Here is a 21842-nt window from a genome sequence, read left to right as displayed (position 1 = left end):
ACCAATGGAGCAAGCATTGTGGGCGGATCGCGGACAGCTGCTGCAGCTGGACGCGCAGGATCACTCCGCTCAGGCAAGTTGCGTCGGTGTCTCGCGACTGGGCAGCGCCCAGTTGTCCGGGACTCACTTCTCGATATGGGTCCAGCTGCGCGGCAGCTCGTGGGTCGAAGCCAAAGAGGGCAAGTTCCGCCTCAAGCGCGGCGACTGGATCGCGTTCGAGCGCGACTCCAAGCCGGTGCTGCAGGCCGACCGTTACGGCGTCTGCATCGGCCTGAACCTGACCCCGGACGCGATCAAGGCGATGGCCCGCCTGGCCGACAGCACCCTGTACGCCGGCCGCGGCCGCATGAACCGGCACGACGCGCGCATCGCCCTGCGCCTGTGGCGCCAGGCCCATGCCCGCAACGGCGAAGCCGACACCGGCTTCGATCTCAACGCCCTGCGTCCGATCCTGCTGCACCTGGCCGGCGTCCAGCGCGAGCTGACCGCGCGCATCCAGCGTTGCCCGGGCCGTTCGCGCAGCCGCAAGCGCCAGGTCTTCGGCCGCCTCCAGCGCGCCCGCCTGTACCTGGAAGGCAACTGCGACCGGGTCGTGCGCATCAGCGAACTGGCCGAGCTGACCAGCTTCTCGAGCTGGTACTTCTCCAAGACCTTCCACAGCCTGTACGAGGAGAGCCCCCAGGCCGCCTCCGCGCGCATGCGCCTGGAACATGCCGCGGACTTGTTGAAGAACACCTCGATGATGATCGGCGAGGTCGCCGCCGCCAGCGGTTTCGACAACTGCTGCAGCTTCGCCCGCGCCTTCCGCGCCCGTTTCGGCACCTCGGCCACGCGTTACCGCAGCGCTGCCGCGGCCGCCAAGGCCGAAGCCGCGCGTGCGGCGGTGGTCTCGGCGGTGCCGTTGCGCAAGCTGGCGATGGCGAGCTGACGTCGGCCGGCGCAGGCGACGAAAGCGTTACGAAACACCGAAGCGCGTTCCGAAACGGCCGAAACCTGGCCGGGCAACACGATCCGAAGCGACAGTTGGCAACAAACGCAGCAAACGCAGTCCTCCGAGCCCGCTGTATCCGCCGTGTCACGGCCCGCCCGATGCGAATCCGGCGCCGCCGCCAAGCCGATACCGCCAGCCGCCTCCCCCCGTAGGCCGGACTTCAGCGACACCGCAGCAACGCCCCGAGGTTTCGACTGCGCGCACCGCGCGCAGCCGGACCTCGGCGGCGGCATCGGGCCGGCGCGCTCGCGCCTTCGCGCCTTGCGGGTCGTTCCCTCTCTCTCCTTACTTATCGATCGACACGCTGCGTTGGCGCAGCGGTTTGCATCGCGCGTCGTTTGTGCGCGAATGCGGGCTCGCGGTGCGTTCGTGCTTGCATGTGTCCGTGTGTGCGTGTGCAAGAGCAGTGCGAGCATGAACGAATCGTTCAGCATCGCAGCGCGGATGCGCTGAGCATTCGTTGCGTTGCGTTGCGTTGCGTTGCGTTGCGTTCGTTGCGTCGCGTTGCATCGACGCTGATGTCCGCATCGCAAGAATGCGATCGCCACGCGCATCGCGATCCATTCCCTACTTCTCGCCGACTGAACGATTCGTTCAGCTCGAACGCGCGAACTCGCATCCGCGCGCGTCGAGCGCGATGCGCGCCAACCGCGCAAATGCCGCGAAAATCGCTCGAATCCACTGCGTCGCGATCGTGTCGGCGCGATGCGCTCGCGTCGTGCGCGCATCGAAGTCGATACGGATCGCAGCGCATGCGTATGCGCGCGGCGACCAACAATCAGCGGCTTCTCCGCGAGCGGACACGCAGCGCAAAGACGCGATGCAAAGCTTCGCGACGGATTCGGCAAGCGATTCGCCAATGCGCGGCAAGCCGCGCCGCTACGCGCGCGTCGATCGCGGCGATGCGCCGCGAACGGTCAAAAACACCGGGAATTCATCACGTTTCATGCGTGCGTCGCGTTTTCTCGAATGCGATGACAGTGGCTTCCACGCCTGACTTCGCAAAGTCTCCCGTTGGCACCCGCAAAGCAGTGCGGAGACTTCGAACGTACTTTTGCAAGGCGTTTTAACACGCCCATAACGAGATTACTGGAGAGAGATAGATGAACCATCGTAGTCTGCGCCCCACGGCGCGGTACGGCGTTCTGCCGTCCGCCATCGCCGCGGCGCTTGTGTCGGCACTGGTCCCGGCGATCGCCGGCGCTCAGGAAGCCGATGCCTCCAAGACCCCCACCACTCTCGATCGCATCGAGGTGACCGGTTCGCGCATCCGCCAGGCCAACCTGGAGACGTCGCAGCCGGTCGTCACCATGTCGCGCGCCGAAATCCAGAAGCAGGGTTTCACTTCCGTCGCCGACATCGTCCAGAACATCACCGCCACCGGTTCGCCGGCGATCTCGCGCGCCGACGCGCTCGCCTCGGGCGAGAACGTGGGCGGCCAGTACGTCGACCTGCGCAACCTCGGTCCGGAACGCACCCTGGTGCTGATCGACGGCAAGCGCATGGGCATCAGCTCCAGCGGCTATTCCGACCTGGCTTCGATCCCGACCTCGATCATCGAGCGCATCGAAGTGCTGACCGACGGCGCCTCGGCGCTGTACGGCTCCGACGCGATCGCCGGCGTGGTCAACATCATCACCCGCAAGCGCTTCGACGGCCTGGAAGGCAGCGCCTACCTCGGCCAGTACGGCCAGGGCGACGGCAACAAGGAAACCTACAACTTCGTCATCGGCCAGACCGGTGAGCGCGGTTCGGTGACCTTGGGCGCCGAGTACAGCAAGGAAGATCCGGTCATGGCCAAGGATCGTTCCTTCACCCGTTACCCGAACGGCCGCGGCCATCCCTCGCCGGTCGCCGGCGACGACAACGGCTGGAACGGCATCACCCAGTGGGGCGCGTTGATCGACAACCGCCAGACCCCGCTGAATCCGAAGGACGACATCTCGTACACCGCCAACCGCGGCAGCACGAGCACCGGCTCGCTGGGCAACTTCCACGAGACCGACATCAACGACCTGTCCAATCCGAACGAGCAGATGTATCTCTCGACCGGCCTGGAGCGTCGTTCGGTGTTCGCCAACGCCGAGTTCGACATCACCGACAACCTGCGCGCCAAGGCCGACATCCTTTATACGGATCGCGAAGCCACCCAGCAGATCGCCGGCTATCCGTTCCGCTCGGTCGGCTTCGGCCGTTACGACGGCGACCTGAGCCTGAAGGGCAGCAGCGCGTTCAACCCGCTGGGCTACGACGCCAACGTCATCCGCCGCACCTGGGAAATGCCGCGCCAGACCAAGTCCGAGCTGAGCACCTATCGCTTCAGCGGCGGCCTGGAAGGTTCCTTCGAACTGGCCGGCAAGACCTGGGACTGGGACGCGAGCTACCTCTACAACCAGAACAAGGGCAGCAAGACCGGCACCGGCAACCTGTTCCTGCCGAACGTCGAGAAGGCCCTGGGCCCGTCGTTCGTCGACGCCGGCGGCGTCGCCCGCTGCGGCACTCCGGATGCGCCGATCGCCGGCTGCCTGGCGTGGAACCCGCTGCTGGGTCCGGACTCCAACGGTCCGGGCGCGCTGAGCAATCCGGAACTGCAGAAGTACCTGTTCCTGCCGACCCACGACAGCTACACCAACAAGACCCAGGTCTACAGCCTCAACCTCAGCGGCGTGCTCGCCACGCTGCCGGCGGGCGACCTCGGCCTGGCCGCGGGTTACGAGCACCGCAAGGAAACCGCCAACTACGAGCCGGACGCCCTGCTGCAGTCGGGCCTGAGCTCGGATCTGGCCGGCAGCTCCACCCACGGCGGCTACTCGCTCGATGAGTTCTACGTCGAACTGGCCGTGCCGGTGCTGTCGGATGTGGCCTTCGCGAAGGAGCTGTCGTTCAACATCGCCGGCCGCTACTCCGACTACGACACCTTCGGCGACACCACCAACGGCAAGTTCAGCCTGAAGTGGAAGCCGATCGACGACCTGCTGGTCCGCGGCACCTACGCGACGGGCTTCCGCGCCCCGACCGTGAACGATCTGTACGGCGGCGTCGGCGAGAGCTTCGACAACTACACCGATCCGTGCGACACCCTGTTCGGCGCGGCCGTGCGCAACGGCCAGGTCGCGCAGCGTTGCGCGGGCGTGGTCCCGGCGAACTTCCGCCAGGCCGCCGCGGGCGGCAATCCGGCCACCGGCCCGAATGCCCAGTCCGACAGCGCGTTCCTGTCCGGTTCCAACCCGCTGTTGAAGCCCGAGACCTCCAAGTCGACCAACATCGGCTTCGTCTACAGCCCGAGCTGGTTCAGCGGCTTCGACATCAGCCTGGATTGGTGGAAGATCAAGATCGAGAACGTGATCGCGTCCGAGACCGTCACCTCGATCCTGAACAACTGCTACGTGCTCGGCATCGACTCGGCCTGCGACCGCTTCGTCCGCGACACCGATCCGCTGAACCAGGGCCAGGTCGTCGACGTGACCCGCACGCTGATCAACGCCGGCTACCAGGAGACCGCGGGCTACGACCTGGGCATCTCCTACCGCCTGGCCGACACCGCGTACGGCAACTTCGCCTTCACCTGGAAGACGACCTACGTCGACTACTCCGAGTACAAGCGCGACGGCGAAGCCAACACCCCGGTCGAGCAGCGCACCAGCTGGGTGGCCGACGGCGCGAGCAACTTCCGCGTGCGTTCGAACTTCAACGCCGACTGGAGCCGCGGCGACTTCGGCGCGAGCTGGGGCATCCGTTACTACGGCGGCCTGAAGGAAGAGTGCGCGTACGATCTCGACGGCGGTCCGGAGTGCAACAAGCCGAACTACCAGTCCTCGTACCGCGGCATCGTGCCGGTCCGCGAAGTGGGCGCCAACACCTTCCACGACGTGCAGGTCCGCTACAACACTCCGTGGAACGCCACCGTGGCGCTGGGCGCGAACAACGTGTTCGACCACATCGGCCAGACCATGTACAGCCAGCCGAACAGCAGCTTCGTCTACAACGGCAGCTTCGACATCGGCCGCTTCGTGTACATGAAGTACACCCAGCGCTTCTGATCGAAGCCTGAGCGGTACTTGCGACACGACTACGGCCCCGAAAGGGGCCGTAGTTTTTTGCGTTGGCGGATCGCGCGACGAACTCGCGCCAAGCTTTTGTGGGAGGGGCTTGAGCCCCGACGCTTTCCCATCCGGTCGCGGCGACCGGATGGGAAAGCGTCGGGGCTCAAGCCCCTCCCACAAAAGCCCGGCGCGGGCGATGCGAACGACGCGAGCGCGCGGCAACGAAAAAGGCCGCCCGAAGGCGGCCTTTTTACGCGTGCATGGCGTCGCGCGCTCAGAACTTCGGCTTGTCGTCCTCGGCCGCGTAGCGCTCGATCGCCTCGACCAGGATCTTCTTGGCCTCTTCGGCGTTGCCCCAGCCGTCGAGCTTGACCCACTTGCCCTTCTCCAGGTCCTTGTAGTGCTCGAAGAAGTGGCCGATGCGCTCGAGCCAGTGCGGGCTGACCTGGTCGATGTCGTGGATGTGCGAGTAGCCGGCGAAGACCTTGTCGACCGGCACCGCCAGCAGCTTCTCGTCGCTGCCGGCTTCGTCGCTCATGCGCAGCACGCCGACCGGGCGGCAGCGGATCACCGAGCCGGGGATCAGCGGCAGCGGCAGCACCACCAGCACGTCGGCCGGGTCGCCGTCGCCGCAGACGGTGTGCGGGACGTAGCCGTAGTTGCAGGGGTAGCGCATCGGGGTCGAGAGGATGCGGTCGACGAAGATCGCGCCGGAGGCCTTGTCGACCTCGTACTTGACCGGCTCGGCATCCTTCGGGATTTCGATGATGACGTTGATCTCGTGCGGCGGGTTCTTGCCGGTGGGGACGTGGTCCAGACCCATGTGTGCTCCGACTGCTGGGGCCCGCGTCGCGCGGGCCGGATGGAATGGGGCCCGCAGGGGAACGGGCCGGAAAGGGGGCCTATTTTACGCGTCCGGCTGCTGCGATGCAGCACGCGCGGCGCCCGGCCCCTGGGGCGGGCCCGAGGTCGGGCAGCGCCGGCGTAATCGTCGAACGGCGGCGAAGCGGCCGGCTTCGGCGTCGATCGATGCGCCAGCGGCGCCCGGCGCCGGCCCGGGCCGGCGGCGCCGCGCGCCGCGTCCAAAACCCGCCAAGTGCCCGTCCAATGCCTTGCGCGTGCATTTTCCAGCCCGCGCTTGAGACCGGCCCGGGCCCTGGCTATACCGATATAGATCGATCTAAACGCCCACTCGGAGCCGGGGGAACGCGATGGACTGGGGATCGCAGGCGCTGCACGAACTGGTGGACTTCTTCGGCCTGGGGGCCTTGCTGGAGCTGCTGGCCGCCGACGGCTACCGCGCCCTGCTCAGCGCCGACGGGGCCAAGGCGCTGCTGTACCCGGTGATCCCGGTCCTGCTGCTGTACGAGTTGTTGCGCACGCTGGCGCGGCGGAAGTTCCGGCTCGAGGACTACAAGATCCCGTTCATCACCCTGGTCGCCAACCGGCTGATCGGCGCGGTGCTGAGCTTCGGCATGATCGCGGCGTGCATCGCGTTGTTCCAGCCGCTGGCGCTGTTCCAGGTCGAGCTGAGCGGGTGGGGACTGCTGTACGGCTACGTGGTCTGGGAGTTCGCCCATTTCGTCTACCACTACCTCGCGCATAAGGTGCGGCTGCTGTGGTGCCTGCACTCGACCCACCACGCGCCGACCGCGATGAACCTGTCGGTCAACTACGCCCATCTGTTCCTGGAAGCGCCGTACGCCGACATCGTGCGCACCACGATCTGCATCCTCGCCGGGGTCAGCCCGCCGCTGTTGCTGCTGATCATGTTCATCGACGGGTTGTGGGGACAGTTCATCCATCTGGGCGAGCACGTGCTCAAGGACGGGCGGCTCGGGCGGCTGCACCGCTGGATCCTCACGCCCGCCCATCACCGCGTGCACCACGCGCGCAATCCGCTGTACATGGACACCAACTTCTGCAATCTGCTCAATGTCTGGGACCGCGTCTTCGGCACCTATCAGGCGCAGCGCGAGGACATCCGCATCGAGTACGGCATCACCCGGCCGATGAAGCCCGGCAGTTTCCTCGATGCGTATCTCGGCGAGTTCCACGCGCTGGCGCGCGACGTCGCCGCCGCGCCGGGGCTGGGCAACAAGCTGCGCTACCTGCTGATGCCGCCGGGCTGGAGCCACGACGGGCGCTACAAGACCGCGCTGCAGAGCAAGCGCGAATGGCTGCAGCGGCAGGAGGCGGCATGAACGACGCGAACCTGGCGATCGCCCGCGCGATCGTGGTGGCGTGCGCAGCGCTGGCGGTCGCTTGGCCGCGGCCGGGCGCGGCCGGCGACGATGGTAGCCGCGGCGAGAACTACGCGCTGAATCGTCCGGCCACCGCTTCGCCGATCTGCAAGCCCGGCGAAGAAGCGGGCAAAGCCTTCGACGGCCGGCTCAGCAGCAAGACCGAGCACAAGTACTGCACGCTGCAGCGGCCGGCATGGCTGCAGGTCGACCTGCAACAGCGCCGGCGGGTGCGCGAGTTCGTGCTCAAGTATGCCGGCGCCGGCGGCGAACCGGCGGCGATGAACACCCGAGCCTATACGTTGTCGCTGTCCGAGGACGGCGAGCGCTGGCAACCGGCGGTGCGGGTGCGCGACAACCGCCGATCCGTGCGCCGCCACGCGATCGCCCCGACCTGGGCGCGCTACGTGCGGCTGGAGGTGAGCGAACCGGCGCAGGACCCGGCCGATCCGGCGACGCGGATCTACGAGCTGGAAGTGCGCTGAGCGTTGTGGGAAGACCTTCAGGCCCGATGCTTTTCTTTCCGCGGCGATGAAGCCCCAGGCGACCTGAGCCGAAAGCGTCGGGGCTGAAGCCCCTCCCACATGGGCTCTTGTGGGAGGGCCTTCAGGCCCGATGCTTTTCTCTCCGCCGCGATGAAGCCCCCAGGCGACCTGAGCCGAAAGCATCGGGGCTGAAGCCCCTCCCACCGCGATGCCGCCCGGCCTGGGGCCGACCCTAGCTGGGGTCGGCGCTAGCTTGGACGCAGCCATACCTGTGCGTATCTAGGAAGCCTCGTACTCCTACCGCGCAGGTCCGCCATGTCCGTACAGCTCGACGCCACCCGCCCCGCGCCGCCGCAGGCCGATGCCTACTGGGACAACCCGGCCGCCTCCGACCCGAACCGGCAGGTGACGCCCGAGCCGCTGACGCTGCTGCAGACCGCGGCGATCGAACCGACCGCGCGCCTGGCCGCCGACGGCACGGTCGAGATCGACGGCAGCGCGACCAATCCGCAGCAGCGCACCCAATCCAGCACGCCCGACGGCAAGCCGGTGCAGGTCGACCCGCTGCACGACGGCACCGAGGTCTCGATCGCGCGCGAGCGTACCCTGGCCGACGCCGGCGGCGGGCGCCAGTACGTCAGCGCCGACCAGATCGTGCTGACCACCGGCGCCAAGAACGACCAGGTCAACGTCACCCAGCGCGACGACGGCACCCTCGACGTCGGCGTCAACGGCGAAAACTACGCGGTGCGCCTGACCGAGAACCAGGAGCTGACGATCCGCAGCGGCGACGGCGACGACACCATCACCGTCGCGCCGAACGTCAAGGTCAATATCGTGGTCGATGCCGGCGCCGGAGACGATACGGTGACGACCGGCGCCGGCAACGACCGCGTCGACGGCGGCCTGGGCAACGACCGCATCGGCACCGGCGCCGGCCGCGACGACGTGTTCGGCAACAGCGGCGACGACGTCATCGACGCCGGCGACGGCGACGACGTGGTCTACGGCGGCGACGGCGCCGACCGCCTGCTCGGCGGTGCCGGCACCGACTTCCTCGAAGGCGGCAGCGGCAACGACGAACTCGACGGCGGCGGCGGCCACGACATGCTTTCCGGCGGCCTCGGCGACGATGCGCTGCGCGGCGGCGAAGGCGACGACGCGGTCTATACCGGCGACGGCCGCGACAGCGTCGACAACCGGTCCGGCAACGACACCGTCTACGCCCAGCGCGCGGTCGATCTGATCAACGCCGCCAGCGGCGCGCGCAACACCGTAGTCAACGTCGAGATCGGCGCGGCCAAGGGCGTGACCATCGAAGGCTCCGACGCGTTCAAGCAGCGCGTCGGCGCCGAAATCGAATTCCTGCGCGCCTCGCCCAACGGCCAGCGCATGCTCGCCGAGTTCGACAAGGCCGCCGCGCGCGGCAACACGGTCACCATCAAGGAACTGGCCAACGAAGAGAACGGCTACGCCCAGACCTTCAGCAACGACGCCGACATCGTCAACGGCCGTCCGGGCAAGGGCGGCGACGTGCAGATCAGCTACAACCCCTCGTTCCACATGGACGCGTTCCCGGCGCCGGTGGGCGTGCTCTACCACGAGATGTCGCACGCCTATAACGGCGTCACCGGCACCTTCCAGCCCGGCACCTACGTCGGCAGCGGTCCGGACAGCGGCCGCGTGCCCAACGCCGAGCGCCAGGCGGTGGGCTTGGAGACCAGCGCGCCGGCCTACGACTTCGACGGCGACCCGGCCACGCCCAAGACCACGGCCAACCCCGACCACCTCACCGAGAACGGGATGCGCGCCGAACTGGGCCTGCCGGACCGGCCGAACTACAGCCTGTGACCGGTTCGGGGACGAAGGCCGCCCGCATCCATCGCCGGCGGCCTTCGTATCGATCGCGGCCGGCGCTCGCATCGTGGGAGGGGCTTCAGCTCCGATGCCTTCCGCTCAGCCGCTACGATGCTTCCCGTGCCAGCGCGATACTCGCATCGTGGGAGGGGCTTCAGCCCCGATGTTTTCCGCTCAGCCGCTACGATGCCTCCCGCGCCAGCGCGATAGCCGCTACAGGAAGCGAATCGAACCGATGAGTACGCAACCGCCGCCGCTCCCGCGCCACCTTCGCGCCGCTTCCCTGGCGCTTTTCGGACTTCTCTCCGCCACCGCCGCGCACGCCGCCATGCCCGCCACCGCCGCCGATATCCAGGGACAGGGCGCGACCCTGCACGCCGAGTTCGCCTACGACCCGGCGCAGCGCGGGTTGCGCGTGAGCTATCGCCTGCGCAACACCGGCGATGCGCCGCTGGCGGTGTTCGACCGCGGCGACCGCCACCAGGCCGGTATCGGACGGCAGACGCTAGGCGCGGTCGCATCGCCGGCGCTGGTCGAGCGCGACGGCGACGTGGAGCTCGTGCACGCGGCGCAGCCGCTGTCCGTGCCCGCGCCGACCTCGCCGCCGACGCCGCTGGCGATGAAGCTGGCGCCGGGCGCGACCCTGGCCGGCCGGTTCGAGATCCAACTGTGGAGCAAGGCCGAGCCCAAGCGCCTGCGCTGGTGCCTGGGCGTGATGCCGTTCGAGGCGTCGCTTTTCCATGCGCCGGCCAAGACCGCCGACGGCGAAGTGTGGAGCGCGTCGTTTTCGGCCTCCGACGCGCAGCAGATGCTGTGCACGCCGTGGTTCGACGTGGCCAAGGGCGCGTTCGCGGCTTGAGGCTCGATGGCTGCGTCCGATACGGCGACGCGGCCTGAGCGAAAAGCGTCGGGCCTGAAGCCCTCCCACGGGATCGGCGTGGCCCGGCTTTTGTGGGAGGGGCTTCAGCCCCGATGCCTTTGTTTCCGATGTGGTGCAGCGACCTGATCGAAAAGCATCGGGCCTGAAGGCCCTCCCACAGAATCGGTGTGCCCCGGCTTTTGTGGGAGGGGCTTCAGCCCCGACGCTTTTCGTTCCGCTTCAGCGCACCAGGCCTTGCAGTTCGGCCGAGTCGAACGCGATCGTGGTGCGCGGCCCGGTGTCGGCCTGGATCTTGCGCGCGATCAGTTCGTTGGTCGGCGCCAGCACGCTGAAGTGGTTCGCGCGCGGCACCACGTACCAGTGCGCGAGCGGGTTGGCGCTGGCCTTGCGCATCGCCTCCAGATCTTCGGTGTTGGCGTCGTGGTCGCCTTCGAAGACGAACACCGGGCTGCGGATCGAGGCCAGCCAGTAGCCGGGCGAACGCAAGCGGATTTCCTTGTCGTCGTCCTGCGCCACCGGCACGTAGCGCTCGCCATAGCCGGACACGTCGGCGACCGGGCCGAACGCGAACACCGCGCGGAAGCGCGCATCGCTCTGCGCGACCAGCAGCGCCAGGGTGCCGCCGGTGCTGTGGCCGCCGAGATAGATGCGCTGCGGGTCGACGTAGTCGAGCTTGGCCAGGTAATCGGCGGCGGCGAGCACGTCGTTCACTTCGCCGTAGAAGCCTTCGCGCACGCCGGGGTTGTCGTTGCCGCCGCGCAGCGAGGGGTACATGACCACCAGGCCGGCGTCGCGGAACGCGGCCGCGGTCTGGTCGTTGTCGCGCGGCTGCTCGCTCCACACGTCGCCGAGGGTGTTGCTGTCGCCGCCGGTGATCCAGACGATCGCCGGGCGCTTGCCGGCGGCGTCCGGACGCGGCGTCTGGTAGGCCGACAGCTGGCCGCCTTCGGCGCGGTACTGAACGAGTTGCAGCACCTGCGGCGGCGGCGCGAGCGCCGGGCTGCCGTCGCGCACGCGTTCGCGCAGTTGGGTGGGGTGGGCGGCGCGCGCGGCGGCGAGGTCGTCGCCGGCGTCGGCGAGCGGCGGCCGCGAGCAGGCGGCGAGGGCGGCGAACAGCAACAGCGACAACAGCGGCAGCGGGCGCATCGGCGGCGGTCCTTGCACATGAGCGGGTCGCCAGTGTGCGGCAAACCGCGGCGCCGCGCCTGTCTGCGCGAGCGCGGACAGCGCCGGGGCAGGGCGTCGCGCACGCGCGGCGCCGCAAGCCGGCAACGAAAACGGCGGCCGCGAGGGCCGCCGTTTTCGTGGATCTACGAGGCTCGCAGCGTGCGCTTACTCGACGCTGACCTCGACCCGCCGCGCTTCCCTGGCGTCGCCGCCGCCCTCGGTCACCGTGGGCTTGTCCAGTTCGATGCGCTCGGCCGCGATGCCTTGTTCCTGCAACCAATGCTGCACCGCCTGCGCGCGCTGCTTGGCCAGTTCGGCGTTGGTCGCGGCGCTGCCGGATTCGTCGTGGAAGCCGGAGATGCGCGCCTTGCTGTCGGCCTTGGCCTGCAGCGCGGAGAGCACGCCGCCGAGGTCGCCCGCGGCGGTGGCCGGCAACTGCGCCGAGCCGAGATCGAAGTATAGCTTGGCGCGATCGGTGGCGGCCATGGCCATGTCGGCGCCCGCAGCGGCACCCCCACCCTCGTTGCCGTCGGCCGTGCGGCTCGATCCGGAGCCGGTTTCGGAGCCGCCGGATGCGGCGCTGTCGCCGTGCGCCGACGCCGTCGCCGCGGGCGGCATGGCCTCGGCCGCCGCGCTGGTCGCATCGCCGACCGGCAACAACGGCACCAGCAACAGCGCGACGATGTTGATGATCTTGATCAGCGGATTGATCGCCGGGCCGGCGGTGTCCTTGTACGGATCGCCGACGGTGTCGCCGGTGACCGCGGCCTTGTGCGCTTCCGAACCCTTGCCGCCGTGGTGACCGTCCTCGATGTACTTCTTGGCGTTGTCCCAGGCGCCGCCGCCGGTGGTCATCGAGATCGCGACGAAGATGCCGGTGACGATGGTGCCGATCAGCAGACCGCCCAGCGCTTTCGGCCCGAGCAGCAGGCCGACGACCACGGGCACCGCGACCGGCAGCAGCGAGGGCACGATCATTTCCTTGATCGCCGACTTGGTCAGCATGTCCACGGCCTTGTCGTACTGCGGCTTGCCGGTGCCTTCCATGATCCCGGCGATGTCGCGGAACTGCCGCCGCACTTCCTCGACCACCGCGCCGGCGGCGCGGCCGACCGCTTCCATCGCCATCGCGCCGAACAGGTACGGGATCAGGCCGCCGATCAGCAGGCCGATGATGACCATGTGGTCGGACAGGTCGAACGCGAACACCTTGCCCGGATGCGCGGTCTGCAGGTTGTGGGTGTAATCGGCGAACAGCACCAGCGCGGCCAGCGCGGCCGAGCCGATGGCGTAGCCCTTGGTCACCGCCTTGGTGGTGTTGCCGACCGCGTCGAGTGGATCGGTGATGTCGCGGATCTCCGACGGCAGCTCGGCCATCTCGGCGATGCCGCCGGCGTTGTCGGTGATCGGACCGTAGGCGTCGAGCGCCACGATCATGCCGGCCATCGACAGCATCGAGGTCGCGGCGATGGCGATGCCGTACAACCCGCCCAGCGCATGCGCGCCCCAGATCGCCAGGCACACCGCGATCACCGGCAGCGCGGTCGACTTCATCGACACGCCGAGGCCGGCGATGATGTTGGTGCCGTGGCCGGTGGTGGAGGCCTGCGCGACGTGCTTGACCGGACTGTATTGGGTGCCGGTGTAGTACTCGGTGATCCACACGATCACCCCGGTCAGGACCAGGCCGATCAGCGCGCACCAGTACAGGTTCATCGCGCCGACGCTGGAGTCGCGCATCAACTCGGTGGTGATCGGATAGAACGCGATCGCCGCCAGCACCGCCGAGACGATCACGCCCTTGTACAGCGCGCCCATGATCGAGCCGCCGGCCTTCACCTTGACGAAGAACGCGCCGATGATCGAGGCGATGATCGACACGCCGCCGAGCACCAGCGGATACAGCACGCCGTTGCCGCCGACCGTGCTCGCCATCAGCCCGCCGAGCAGCATCGTCGCGATCACCGTGACCGCGTAGGTTTCGAACAGGTCGGCGGCCATGCCGGCGCAGTCGCCGACGTTGTCGCCGACGTTGTCGGCGATCACCGCCGGGTTGCGCGGGTCGTCCTCGGGGATGCCGGCTTCGACCTTGCCGACCAAGTCGGCGCCGACGTCCGCGCCCTTGGTGAAGATGCCGCCGCCCAGGCGCGCGAAGATCGAGATCAGCGACGAGCCGAACGCCAGGCCGACCAGCGCGTGCAGCGCCTTCTCGCCGGCGATGCCGAGCTTGGCCAGCGCCAGCCAGTAGCCGGCCACGCCGAGCAGGCCCAGGCCGACCACCAACATGCCGGTGATCGCGCCGCCGCGGAAGGCGACGTCCATCGCCGGGCCCATGCCCTTGCGCGCGGCCTCGGCGGTGCGCACGTTGGCGCGCACCGACACGTTCATGCCGATGTAGCCGGCCGCGCCGGAGAGCACCGCGCCGAGCAGGAAGCCGATCGCGGTAGGCCAGTTGAGGAACAGTCCGATCAGCACGAACAGCACCGCGCCGGCGATGCCGATGGTGGTGTATTGGCGGTTGAGATAGGCGCGTGCGCCTTCCTGGATCGCGCCGGCGATCTGCTGCATGCGTTCGTTGCCGGCGGGTTGTGCGCTGATCCAGCGCGCGGACACGATTCCATAGAGGATCGCGATGACGGCGCAGCCTAGCGCCAGAATCAAACCGTACTGCTCCAGCATGAAACCCCTCCCCAAGTGGAAAAGTGGACATCACGGGACAACGGATTCGACTTGTGCCGCGTACGGTCGTGGACCGGTGTTCCGCGGATCGCGTTGTGCGCGGCGCGTGTTGCATCGCAGCGATGCCGAGTTGCGGACGCGGCATGCGGCGACTATCGCATAGGGGATGGGCCGGAGGAACCGCCGCGACGGCGCCGGCGGCGCGCATCGCGCGGCGTGCGGCGGGGCTGCGAACGAAGTCACGAAACCCTTGCGCCGGCGGTCCGTCCAGCCGTCACGCGCGCTTGACGGCGACGACTTTGGCGGCATTGCGCGCCGCGATTTAGTGCGCCGGCATGTTGCGTAGCCGCATCGTTTGCGCCGGATGCGGTGGTCGGGAGGGCCTTGAGGCCCGATGTTGCGGTTTCAAATCGCGGCGACCTGAGCGGAAGGCGTCGGGCCTGAAGGCCCTCCCACAGGAGCGCGGCGGTTGTGGGAGGGGCTTCAGCCCCGATGCTTTTGTTTCCGACGCGACGCGGCGACCTGAGCGGAAAGCATCTGGCCTGAAGGCCCTCCCACAGGAGCGCGGCGGTTGTGGGAGGGGCTTCAGCCTCGACGCTTTTGTTTCCGATGCGACGCGGCGACCTGAGCGGAAGGCGTCGGGCCTGAAGGCCCTCCCACAGGAGCGCGGCGGTTGAGGGAGGGGCTTCAGCCCCGATGCTTTTGTTTCCGATGCGACGCAGCGACCCGAGCGGAAGGCGTCGGGCCTGAAGGCCCTCCCACAGGGAACGATGCGGTTGTGGGAGGGGCTTCAGCCCCGATGCTTTTGTTTCCAATGCGACGCGGCGACCCGAGCGGAAGGCATCGGGCCTGAAGGCCCTCCCACGACAAGCGGAGCGCCTTCAGCCTCAAGGCTCTTTTGTCCGATGCGGGGTGGCCCCGGGCCGAATTGGCTCCGCGCGGCCGGCGGGCGAGGGTGAAGTGGCGGTTCAGCCATCGCGTGCGAGGCTGCCCCGGCCCCGCAATCAGGAGCCGCCATGCGCAGACTTCTTCCCGCGTTCGGCGCCGCCATGGCGCTCGCCGCATTCGTATCCCCGGCCGCGTTCGCGGCCGATCCGGTCCCCGAGATCCAGCGTTCCGGCTCGGTGCCGGCGCAGCCGGCGGGCAGCGTCCACACCCTGCGCCAGATTCCCGAGGCCTGCGCGCGCCTGGAAGGCGCCTTCACCGGCCAGGCCGCCGAGCCCTACAAGTTCGCGGTGGTGCGCAGCAGTCCCAACTGCCAGCCGCGCGCGCGCTTCGTCGACGCGGCCAAGGCGCGGCCGTCGGAAGCGGCGGGCTGGAAGTTCAACGATGTGATCCGCGTGCCCAGCGCCGCCTGTCCGCAGCAGCAGGCGGTGGTGCGGGTGTGGCGCAAGCCGGCCGCGGTGGCGCCGCCGGAGCTCGACGCGCAGGGCCGCGCGCGACTGTATCTGCAGGACGAGAAGGCCCGCGCCGAAGCGGCCAAGCTGGCCGCGGTGCCGATGTTCGCCGCGTCGATGACGATCGAAGGCAAGGCCTGCGGCGGCTGAGCGCGTCGCCCCGCCGCAAACGACGAAAGGGCCGCTCGCGCGGCCCTTTCGCTTGTTGCCCGGCGGGCGCGGACGCGCAGGTCCGCGCCGGCCCGAGCCGCGGCTTACTTGACGCCGACGCAGTCGTTGAGCTCGACCACGAAGTCTTCGGCGTTGTACTCGCGGAAGGTGCCGGTGAGCTGGATGCGCTCGTTGGCGCGCAGGGTCAGCGCATAGGCCTTCTGGCTGGGCTGCAGTTCGCAGCGCACGCGGGTGTCGAACAGCTTGCTGTCGCTCTCGACCAGGCCCGGCAGCAGCGAGCCGCCGGTCTGGAAGGTCACGTAGTAGCGGCCGCTCTTGCCGTCGCTGACGCCGGCGTTGACGCCCTTGACCGTGTACTGGCGGCCCTTGTAGCGGTCGGCGATGACCGCGGCGTTTTCCTTGGCCTGGGCGTCGATTTCCTGGGCCAGCTGCTGCGCGCTGATCTGGATCGGCAGCGGCTTGGGCGCGGCCGAGCGCGGCGGCGCGGTCTTGCCCGGCTTGAGCGAGCCGATCAGGTCGCACATCGACTTCTTGATCTCGTTGGCGTTGCCGAACGAGCCCTTGCGCAGCTTGAGCGAGATGGTGACGGTGCCGGCGTTGTCGGCGGTGACCTGGACCGGCAGCGGGCGGTGCAGGGTCGAGGACGGCTGCTCCAGCACCAGGGTGCCGGCGCTGAGGTCCTCGTCGAGCACGACCATGTTCTGGCCGATGCCGTTGTTGCGGACCTGGCCGATGGCGCTGGCGGTCGCCAGGCCGTTGACCTGCACCGAGGTGAAGTACTCCTGTCCCGAGAGCGGATTGCCCTTCTTGGTGAAATTGTCTTCGCACTGGCCGGCGACGGCCGAGACGGAAGGGACCAGCAGCATCAACGGAACCAGAAACCTGCCTTTCATGAAGGACTCCCTGTAATGGCCTAAAGCCTGTAAAGCGTTGCGTCCCTGCGCCCCGCATGAACGCTTGCGGCGGCAGATTGCCGCAATCGGGTGGGCGGTTCAACGTTTTTCGGTTGCGCGACCGGCGCGGCACGGGACATTGGCGACGCCGCGCACAGATAAGCGCGGCGCAGGCCGCGACGCCGAGGGCCGTAGCCCGCACGAGCGATGGGCGGCGCGGCGCGGCCCGTGGGCGAATCCGGGGCCGCGCGCCGATCCGCGGCAGGCGGGGCGGTTCGATCGGCAACGCGCAGGCGCGAGCCAGCGGGCGGGGCGGCTCAAGCGCCGGTCGCGTCGCCGCAGCCGGGGTCGCGGTCGTAGCGGCGCCGCATCTCGTCGGGTTCCAGCGCCTCGATGCTGTGGCCGATGTTCCAGCGATGGCCGAACGGATCGATCACCGTGCCCGAGCGCTCGCCGTAGAAATGATCGCGCGGCGCCATCGCCAGCCGCGCGCCGGCAGCGACCGCGCGGGCGACCACGTCGTCGGCGTCGTCCACGTGCAGGTGCAGGGTATGGCTGTGGCCGGCGCCGGCGACCGGGCGGCGGATGTCGACCTCGGGGAATTCCTCGCACAGCATCAAGGTGGTGCCGCCCAGGTCGAGCTCGACATGGCCGATGCGGCCGCCGGGTTCGACCAGGCGGAACTTCTCGGTCGCATCGAACACCTTGCAATAGAACGCCACCGCGGCCTGGGCGTCGCCGACGCAGAGATAGGAGAACAGTTCGTGCACGGCCATGGCGGGCTCCTGGAATGGGGTGGGCGCAGCCTGCGCGCGCAGGCGCTGCCGCGTATTGGACGAAATTTACCCGCAGCGCGCGCTGATGGCCTTGCCCCTGTAGGCGCGGCGCGAGCCGCGACCGCGCTGCGGCCGTTCGCGGCGCGGGCGTGGCATCGAGGTCGTTCGTGCCGGAAGGCTGAAATCGTGGTCGCTCGGGCGATCGGTGCGAGTCACCGCGGCTTGCGCCGTAAGCGCAGTGGCGCGGTCGCGGCTTGCGCCGCTCCTACACGGGCTCCGGGCCGCCTATCGGCAGGTGATGCGGCGAGGCCGCCGCGGCGGCCAGGTAGGCGCGCGGCGACACGCCGGCGAACTCGCGGAATTCGCGGATCAGGTGCGATTGGTCGAAATAGCCGCCGTCCAGCGCCAGCTGCGCCCAATCCGGTCGCGGCGTCGCCGCCAGCGCGCTCAGCAGGCGCTTGAACCGCAGCACCCGCGCATAGCGTTTCGGACTCAGGCCGGCGGCGTCGCGGAAGCCGGCGATGAAACGGCGGTGGCTGCGGCCGCTGGCCGCGACCCAGCCGGCGACGCGGCGTTCGTCGGCGCCGGCGGCGCAGTCGCCGCCCGGCGCGGCGCCTTGTAGCGACCGCACCGCGCGCACGATCTGCGGATCGAGTCCGCGCACCGGCCGCAGCCGCGCGCGCAGGAACGCTTCGAACAGCCCGCGCCGCGACCGCGGGTCGGCCGCGGCGGCGAGCCGCTCGTACAACCCGTCGGCCGCGCCTGCGCCGCACAGTTCGTCCAGGCCGACGTAACCGCCCTCCAGTTCCGCCGCCGACACGCCGAACAGCGCCAGGGCCGCGCCCGGCCGCAGCATCGCGCCGACCGAGGCGGCCGGGCGCGAGGCGTCCTTGATCACGTAGCCGGCGCGCGCGCCGGCGAGCAGCGCGGGCGGATGCGAGCGGCCGAGGGCGTCGTCGGCGTCGGCGTACGTGCGCAGCGGCGGGCCGTCCAGGCGTAGCGCCAGATGCAGGCTGCCGGTCGGCAGCGAATGTTCGCGCGGCCAGGCGGGCGCGCTCGCGGGCCGCGCGCTGGCCCAACTGCGCTCCACCCACGCCGCCAGCGCGGGCGGCAGCGGTGCCCCGCTGTGCGGCGTCGCGCGGACGGGGCGGGCGCTCATGCCGCGGCCGCTCAGTCCGGGCGACAGCCGGTGAGGATGAACTGGCCGCCTTCGTAGATGCGGAAGGTGCCGGTCAGGGTCATGTAGTCGCCGGATTCCAGCCGGTCGGCATAGCCTTCCTGGCCCCGCGCGAGTTCGCATACGATCTGCGTATGGGTGTGCGCGACCACGCCCACTTCCGCGGCCCTGATCAGGCCGCCCTTCTTGACGATGTCGAAGGTCACCTGGCGGCCGTGGCTGTTCGGACGCGGGCCGTAGGTGTCGGTTTCCTTGGTGTAGAGCTGGCCGTCGATGCGGTAGCGGCGCCCCTTGTAGCGCTCGTTGATGATCTGCGGCGACGCGCCCGGGCCGCGCAGGCTGTTGCGGATCTGCTTCTCGATCTCGTCGGACAGCTTGCGCGGCGCGATCTGCACCACCTGCGAGGTGCCCGCGCCTTCGGCCTTGCGCACGCTCGCGGCGAGGGCGTCGCCGCGGGCGCCGGACTTGACCTGGGCGAGCAGCCCGCACAGGTGCGCGCGCGATTCGGCGTCTTTGAAATTGGTGCCGCGGCTGGTGCGCGTGTGCACGGAAAGCTCGGCACCGCCGTCGCGGGCGGTCGCGGTGAAGGCGACCGGGAACGCCTCGTAGCCCAGCGCGCGCGGATACTCCATCGTCAGCGTGCCGCTGCGCGCGTCGCCGGTTTCGTTCAAGTATTTGTACTTGTTGCCCTGGGCGATCACGCGCAACTGGGCCAGCGCGCTGCCGACGCCGACGCCTTCGACGACGGTCGAGGTGCGGTACTCGGCGCCGTTGCGCGGGTCGCCTTGGCTGGTGAAGTTGTTCTCGCACGCGCCGGCGAGCGCGACGGTGGGGCACAGGGCGAGGGCGGCAAGCAGCGGCAGGGCTTTCATCGGTGACGTCTTCCTTGGACGGCGCCCGCCGGGGCGGCGGGCGCGTGGCCGCCATCTTAGCCGCGCGCCCCGGGCCTTGGTCCGCCGCTGCGGCCGCCGCGCGTCGGACGACGACGAGCGGCGGCCGGCGTCGCCCTCAGCCCTCGAACGGCGGCAGCTTGGCCTTCACCGCCACGTTCTTGAGCGTCACGTACTGCGGCAGGCCGTCGCGCCCGTACGGCGGCGGCACCTCGCCGCGGATCAGCGGCTCCAGGTACTTGCGCGCCGCCGCGGTGATGCCGTAACCGTCCTTGCGGATGAAGTTCGCCGGCATCTTCTTCTCGTGATTGGCGACCTTGCTCAGCGGCACCGGTTCGATCTTCCAGCGGTACGGCGCATCGGAACTGCGCACGATCGCCGGCATCACCGAGTTCATCCCCTTGAGTGCGTACTCCACCGCCGCCTTGCCGACCGCGCGCGCCTGCTCGACGTCGGTCTTGGAGGCCAGGTGGCGGGCTGAACGCTGCAGGTAATCGGGCAGGGCCCAATGCACCTTGTAGCCGAGCGCGTCCTTGACCCGCCCGGCCAGGTGCGAGGCGACGCCGCCGAGCTGGGTGTGGCCGAAGGAATCCTTGCCGCCGCCGGCGTCGGCGACGAAGCGCCCGTCCGCGGTCTGGATGCCTTCGCTGGCGACCACCACGCAATAGCCCACGCGCTCGACCGTGGCCTTGACCTTGGCGAAGAAGTCGGCCTCCTCGAACGGCCGCTCGGGGAACAGGATCAGGTGCGGCGCCGCGTCGGCGTCGGCGCCGGCCAGGCCGGCCGCGGCGGCCAGCCAGCCGGCGTGGCGGCCCATGGCCTCGTAGACGAACACCTTGGTCGAGGTCTCGGCCATCGCGGCCACGTCCAGCGCGGCCTCGCGCACCGACACCGCGGTGTACTTGGCGGCCGAGCCGAAGCCCGGGCAGCAGTCGGTGACGGCGAGGTCGTTGTCGACCGTCTTGGGCACGCCCACGCAGGTCAGCGGGTAGCCGTACTCGGCCGCCAACTGCGAAACCTTGAGCGCGGTGTCGGCCGAATCGTTGCCGCCGTTGTAGAGGAACCAGCGCACGTCGTGCGCCTGCAGCACCGCCAGCAGGCGTTCGTAGCGGGCGCGGTCGGCGTCCAGGGCCTTGAGCTTGAGCCGGCACGAGCCGAACGCGCCGCCCGGGGTATGGCCGAGCGCGCGGATCGCCGCGGCCGACTCCTTGGAGGTGTCGATCAGTTCCTCGCGCAGCGCGCCGAGGATGCCGTTGCGGGCGGCCAGGACCCGGACCTTGCGCGCCCGGGCGGCCTCGATGACCCCCGCGGCGGTGGCGTTGATGACGGCGGTCACACCGCCGGATTGCGCGTAAAGCAGGTTTCCGGCGGGTTTGCCGGCGGATTTTCTGGCGGTTTTGGCAGTCGGCATGGGGATTCCAGGATTGGCGCCGGTTTGCGGTAAGCTGGCCGCAATATTCCGCCCGGCGGGTGGCAGGCCGCTTCGAGTGTAGCGCCGCCTCTCGTTCAGGCCAGCCCGCGGCGAGGCCCGGCGGGCGGCCGCAGGGCTCCGGGACCGCCGCGATGCGACGGCCGCCAAGGTTTCATCTGTTCTAGGAGCGATGTAGATGCGATTGGTACTTCTGGGCGCGCCCGGTTCGGGCAAGGGCACGCAAGCCGCACGGCTCAAGGACCACCTGCAGGTGCCGCACATTTCCACCGGCGACCTGCTGCGCGGCGAAGTCGCCGCCGGCACCAAGCTGGGACTGGAAGCCAAGGCGGTGATGGACGCCGGCAATCTGGTCAGCGACGAGATCCTGCTGGGCATGCTCGAGGACCGCTTCTCGCGTCCGGACACCCGCGGCGGCTTCATCCTCGACGGCTACCCGCGCAATCTCGCCCAGGCCGACGCGCTCGACGCGCTGCTGCAGAAGATCGGCCAGCCGATGGACTTCGCCGTGCAGCTGGAAGTGCCGACCGAACTGCTGGTCCAGCGCATCGCCGGCCGCGCCGCCGAGCAGGGCCGCATCGACGACAGCCCCGAAGCCGTGCGCACCCGCCTGAAGGTCTACGACGACGTCACCGCGCCGGTGATCGAGTACTACCGCCAGCACGGCCGCCTGACCGTGGTCGACGGCGTCGGCTCGCTGGACCAGGTGTTCACCCGCATCGTCGAGGCGCTGGAGCCGGCGCCGACGGTGGGCTGAGCCGGTC

At 69.4% G+C, this 21842-nt stretch carries 23 protein-coding genes and 3 pseudogenes; 11 read left to right on the top strand and 15 right to left on the bottom strand.

Going from position 1 to position 21842, the window contains the following annotated elements; all coding sequences use genetic code 11:
* Window positions 1-4 precede the first annotated feature (4 nt).
* The 4 genes and pseudogenes from RDV84_RS02355 to RDV84_RS25780 all read left to right on the top strand — a co-directional run.
* Window positions 5-928, top strand: a complete 924-nt coding sequence (locus RDV84_RS02355) for a helix-turn-helix domain-containing protein (protein ID WP_057946335.1) — start codon at window positions 5-7, stop codon at window positions 926-928.
* 598 nt (window positions 929-1526) lie between these two features.
* Complete coding sequence (locus tag RDV84_RS02350) at window positions 1527-1988, top strand: hypothetical protein (RefSeq protein WP_309152327.1); 462 nt, start codon at window positions 1527-1529, stop codon at window positions 1986-1988.
* 106 nt (window positions 1989-2094) lie between these two features.
* Window positions 2095-5031: a TonB-dependent receptor plug domain-containing protein gene (locus tag RDV84_RS02345; protein WP_057946336.1), complete on the top strand. Its 2937-nt coding sequence runs from the start codon at window positions 2095-2097 to the stop codon at window positions 5029-5031.
* Window positions 5032-5156: 125 nt separating this feature from the next.
* A pseudogene (locus RDV84_RS25780) lies at window positions 5157-5342 on the top strand (DUF6053 domain-containing protein); the annotation flags it as partial.
* Here the strand turns inward: RDV84_RS25780 and ppa are convergent.
* Entirely contained in the window at window positions 5309-5857 is a 549-nt protein-coding gene (ppa, locus tag RDV84_RS02340) for an inorganic diphosphatase (RefSeq protein ID WP_057946337.1), read from the bottom strand. The pseudogene RDV84_RS25780 and the gene ppa sit on opposite strands and share 34 nt — an antisense overlap.
* A gap of 388 nt (window positions 5858-6245) precedes the next feature.
* Here ppa and RDV84_RS02335 point away from each other — a divergent pair, with 388 nt between their 5' ends.
* Together RDV84_RS02335 and RDV84_RS02330 are read left to right on the top strand one after the other, a co-directional pair.
* Window positions 6246-7238: a sterol desaturase family protein gene (locus RDV84_RS02335; protein ID WP_057946338.1), complete on the top strand. Its 993-nt coding sequence runs from the start codon at window positions 6246-6248 to the stop codon at window positions 7236-7238.
* Window positions 7235-7762: a discoidin domain-containing protein gene (locus RDV84_RS02330; RefSeq protein ID WP_309152326.1), complete on the top strand. Its 528-nt coding sequence runs from the start codon at window positions 7235-7237 to the stop codon at window positions 7760-7762. The genes RDV84_RS02335 and RDV84_RS02330 overlap by 4 nt, the downstream gene beginning before the upstream one ends.
* A 114-nt stretch (window positions 7763-7876) precedes the next feature.
* On the opposite strand, the pseudogene RDV84_RS25775 reads toward RDV84_RS02330, so the two are convergent.
* A pseudogene (locus RDV84_RS25775) lies at window positions 7877-8029 on the bottom strand (DUF6053 domain-containing protein); the annotation flags it as partial.
* A gap of 48 nt (window positions 8030-8077) precedes the next feature.
* On the opposite strand from RDV84_RS25775, the gene RDV84_RS02325 reads away from it, so the two are divergent.
* Entirely contained in the window at window positions 8078-9613 is a 1536-nt protein-coding gene (locus tag RDV84_RS02325; protein ID WP_309152325.1) for a M91 family zinc metallopeptidase, read from the top strand.
* Window positions 9614-9947: 334 nt separating this feature from the next.
* Entirely contained in the window at window positions 9948-10478 is a 531-nt protein-coding gene (locus tag RDV84_RS02320) for a hypothetical protein (RefSeq protein ID WP_309152324.1), read from the top strand.
* Between the two features lie 104 nt (window positions 10479-10582).
* Here RDV84_RS02320 and RDV84_RS25770 read toward each other — a convergent pair whose 3' ends face one another.
* The 8 genes and pseudogenes from RDV84_RS25770 to RDV84_RS27280 all read right to left on the bottom strand — a co-directional run bounded on the left by RDV84_RS25770 (window position 10583) and on the right by RDV84_RS27280 (window position 15107).
* Entirely contained in the window at window positions 10583-10657 is a 75-nt protein-coding gene (locus tag RDV84_RS25770) for a DUF6053 domain-containing protein (RefSeq protein WP_425606451.1), read from the bottom strand.
* Between the two features lie 61 nt (window positions 10658-10718).
* Window positions 10719-11645 carry an alpha/beta hydrolase family protein gene (locus RDV84_RS02315; protein WP_309152323.1) on the bottom strand — a complete coding sequence of 309 codons (927 nt, stop codon included), beginning with the start codon at window positions 11643-11645 and terminating at the stop codon, window positions 10719-10721.
* A 186-nt stretch (window positions 11646-11831) separates the two neighbouring features.
* Window positions 11832-12152, bottom strand: coding sequence for an OmpA family protein (locus RDV84_RS02310; protein WP_241833694.1), 321 nt, complete (start codon window positions 12150-12152; stop codon window positions 11832-11834).
* 168 nt (window positions 12153-12320) lie between these two features.
* A pseudogene (locus tag RDV84_RS02305) lies at window positions 12321-14345 on the bottom strand (sodium-translocating pyrophosphatase); the annotation flags it as partial.
* 405 nt (window positions 14346-14750) lie between these two features.
* Window positions 14751-14801: a DUF6053 domain-containing protein gene (locus RDV84_RS25765; protein ID WP_425606452.1), complete on the bottom strand. Its 51-nt coding sequence runs from the start codon at window positions 14799-14801 to the stop codon at window positions 14751-14753.
* A 27-nt stretch (window positions 14802-14828) separates the two neighbouring features.
* On the bottom strand, window positions 14829-14903 hold the full coding sequence (locus RDV84_RS25760) for a DUF6053 domain-containing protein (protein ID WP_425606453.1): 75 nt from the start codon (window positions 14901-14903) through the stop codon (window positions 14829-14831).
* A 27-nt stretch (window positions 14904-14930) separates the two neighbouring features.
* Window positions 14931-15005, bottom strand: a complete 75-nt coding sequence (locus tag RDV84_RS25755; protein ID WP_425606454.1) for a DUF6053 domain-containing protein — start codon at window positions 15003-15005, stop codon at window positions 14931-14933.
* A 27-nt stretch (window positions 15006-15032) separates the two neighbouring features.
* Window positions 15033-15107, bottom strand: coding sequence for a DUF6053 domain-containing protein (locus tag RDV84_RS27280; RefSeq protein WP_486624530.1), 75 nt, complete (start codon window positions 15105-15107; stop codon window positions 15033-15035).
* Between the two features lie 8 nt (window positions 15108-15115).
* On the opposite strand from RDV84_RS27280, the gene RDV84_RS27275 reads away from it, so the two are divergent.
* Together RDV84_RS27275 and RDV84_RS02300 are read left to right on the top strand one after the other, a co-directional pair.
* Window positions 15116-15304: a hypothetical protein gene (locus RDV84_RS27275; RefSeq protein ID WP_486624541.1), complete on the top strand. Its 189-nt coding sequence runs from the start codon at window positions 15116-15118 to the stop codon at window positions 15302-15304.
* A gap of 57 nt (window positions 15305-15361) precedes the next feature.
* A complete protein-coding gene (locus tag RDV84_RS02300) occupies window positions 15362-15892 on the top strand; it encodes a hypothetical protein (RefSeq protein ID WP_198944591.1) in 531 nt (176 codons plus the stop codon).
* A 104-nt stretch (window positions 15893-15996) separates the two neighbouring features.
* On the opposite strand, the gene RDV84_RS02295 is transcribed toward RDV84_RS02300, so the two are convergent.
* From RDV84_RS02295 to RDV84_RS02275, 5 genes are all read right to left on the bottom strand, one after another.
* The gene (locus RDV84_RS02295) at window positions 15997-16806 is read right to left on the bottom strand and encodes a hypothetical protein (RefSeq protein ID WP_078996799.1); all 810 of its coding nucleotides are present in this window, start codon (window positions 16804-16806) and stop codon (window positions 15997-15999) included.
* Between the two features lie 317 nt (window positions 16807-17123).
* Window positions 17124-17582, bottom strand: a complete 459-nt coding sequence (locus RDV84_RS02290) for a VOC family protein (RefSeq protein ID WP_309152322.1) — start codon at window positions 17580-17582, stop codon at window positions 17124-17126.
* A gap of 265 nt (window positions 17583-17847) precedes the next feature.
* Window positions 17848-18741 (bottom strand): AraC family transcriptional regulator, encoded by an 894-nt coding sequence (locus tag RDV84_RS02285; RefSeq protein ID WP_309152321.1) that lies wholly within the window; start codon window positions 18739-18741, stop codon window positions 17848-17850.
* 11 nt (window positions 18742-18752) lie between these two features.
* The gene (locus tag RDV84_RS02280; protein ID WP_057946347.1) at window positions 18753-19631 is read right to left on the bottom strand and encodes a hypothetical protein; all 879 of its coding nucleotides are present in this window, start codon (window positions 19629-19631) and stop codon (window positions 18753-18755) included.
* 136 nt (window positions 19632-19767) lie between these two features.
* Window positions 19768-21060: a 6-phosphofructokinase gene (locus RDV84_RS02275; protein WP_309152320.1), complete on the bottom strand. Its 1293-nt coding sequence runs from the start codon at window positions 21058-21060 to the stop codon at window positions 19768-19770.
* 196 nt (window positions 21061-21256) lie between these two features.
* Here RDV84_RS02275 and RDV84_RS02270 point away from each other — a divergent pair, with 196 nt between their 5' ends.
* Window positions 21257-21835: an adenylate kinase gene (locus tag RDV84_RS02270; protein WP_057946349.1), complete on the top strand. Its 579-nt coding sequence runs from the start codon at window positions 21257-21259 to the stop codon at window positions 21833-21835.
* Window positions 21836-21842: the final 7 nt, after the last annotated feature.

The sequence above is a fragment of the Lysobacter yananisis genome (genome assembly GCF_031199375.1).
GTDB lineage: Bacteria > Pseudomonadota > Gammaproteobacteria > Xanthomonadales > Xanthomonadaceae > Lysobacter > Lysobacter yananisis.
This window is presented reverse-complemented; position numbering and strand designations above follow the sequence as displayed.

What these genes read in the sequence shown, in the direction of transcription:
- RDV84_RS02355 (WP_057946335.1), top strand. Translation starts at nt 5, where the DNA reads ATGGAGCAAGCATTGTGGGCGGATCGCGGACAGCTGCTGCAGCTGGAC.
- RDV84_RS02350 (WP_309152327.1), top strand. Translation starts at nt 1,527, where the DNA reads ATGCGATCGCCACGCGCATCGCGATCCATTCCCTACTTCTCGCCGACT.
- RDV84_RS02345 (WP_057946336.1), top strand. Translation starts at nt 2,095, where the DNA reads ATGAACCATCGTAGTCTGCGCCCCACGGCGCGGTACGGCGTTCTGCCG.
- ppa (WP_057946337.1), bottom strand. Translation starts at nt 5,857, where the DNA reads ATGGGTCTGGACCACGTCCCCACCGGCAAGAACCCGCCGCACGAGATC.
- RDV84_RS02335 (WP_057946338.1), top strand. Translation starts at nt 6,246, where the DNA reads ATGGACTGGGGATCGCAGGCGCTGCACGAACTGGTGGACTTCTTCGGC.
- RDV84_RS02330 (WP_309152326.1), top strand. Translation starts at nt 7,235, where the DNA reads ATGAACGACGCGAACCTGGCGATCGCCCGCGCGATCGTGGTGGCGTGC.
- RDV84_RS02325 (WP_309152325.1), top strand. Translation starts at nt 8,078, where the DNA reads ATGTCCGTACAGCTCGACGCCACCCGCCCCGCGCCGCCGCAGGCCGAT.
- RDV84_RS02320 (WP_309152324.1), top strand. Translation starts at nt 9,948, where the DNA reads ATGCCCGCCACCGCCGCCGATATCCAGGGACAGGGCGCGACCCTGCAC.
- RDV84_RS02315 (WP_309152323.1), bottom strand. Translation starts at nt 11,645, where the DNA reads ATGCGCCCGCTGCCGCTGTTGTCGCTGTTGCTGTTCGCCGCCCTCGCC.
- RDV84_RS02310 (WP_241833694.1), bottom strand. Translation starts at nt 12,152, where the DNA reads ATGGCCGCCACCGATCGCGCCAAGCTATACTTCGATCTCGGCTCGGCG.
- RDV84_RS27275 (WP_486624541.1), top strand. Translation starts at nt 15,116, where the DNA reads ATGCGGTTGTGGGAGGGGCTTCAGCCCCGATGCTTTTGTTTCCAATGC.
- RDV84_RS02300 (WP_198944591.1), top strand. Translation starts at nt 15,362, where the DNA reads ATGCGCAGACTTCTTCCCGCGTTCGGCGCCGCCATGGCGCTCGCCGCA.
- RDV84_RS02295 (WP_078996799.1), bottom strand. Translation starts at nt 16,806, where the DNA reads ATGAAAGGCAGGTTTCTGGTTCCGTTGATGCTGCTGGTCCCTTCCGTC.
- RDV84_RS02290 (WP_309152322.1), bottom strand. Translation starts at nt 17,582, where the DNA reads ATGGCCGTGCACGAACTGTTCTCCTATCTCTGCGTCGGCGACGCCCAG.
- RDV84_RS02285 (WP_309152321.1), bottom strand. Translation starts at nt 18,741, where the DNA reads ATGAGCGCCCGCCCCGTCCGCGCGACGCCGCACAGCGGGGCACCGCTG.
- RDV84_RS02280 (WP_057946347.1), bottom strand. Translation starts at nt 19,631, where the DNA reads ATGAAAGCCCTGCCGCTGCTTGCCGCCCTCGCCCTGTGCCCCACCGTC.
- RDV84_RS02275 (WP_309152320.1), bottom strand. Translation starts at nt 21,060, where the DNA reads ATGCCGACTGCCAAAACCGCCAGAAAATCCGCCGGCAAACCCGCCGGA.
- RDV84_RS02270 (WP_057946349.1), top strand. Translation starts at nt 21,257, where the DNA reads ATGCGATTGGTACTTCTGGGCGCGCCCGGTTCGGGCAAGGGCACGCAA.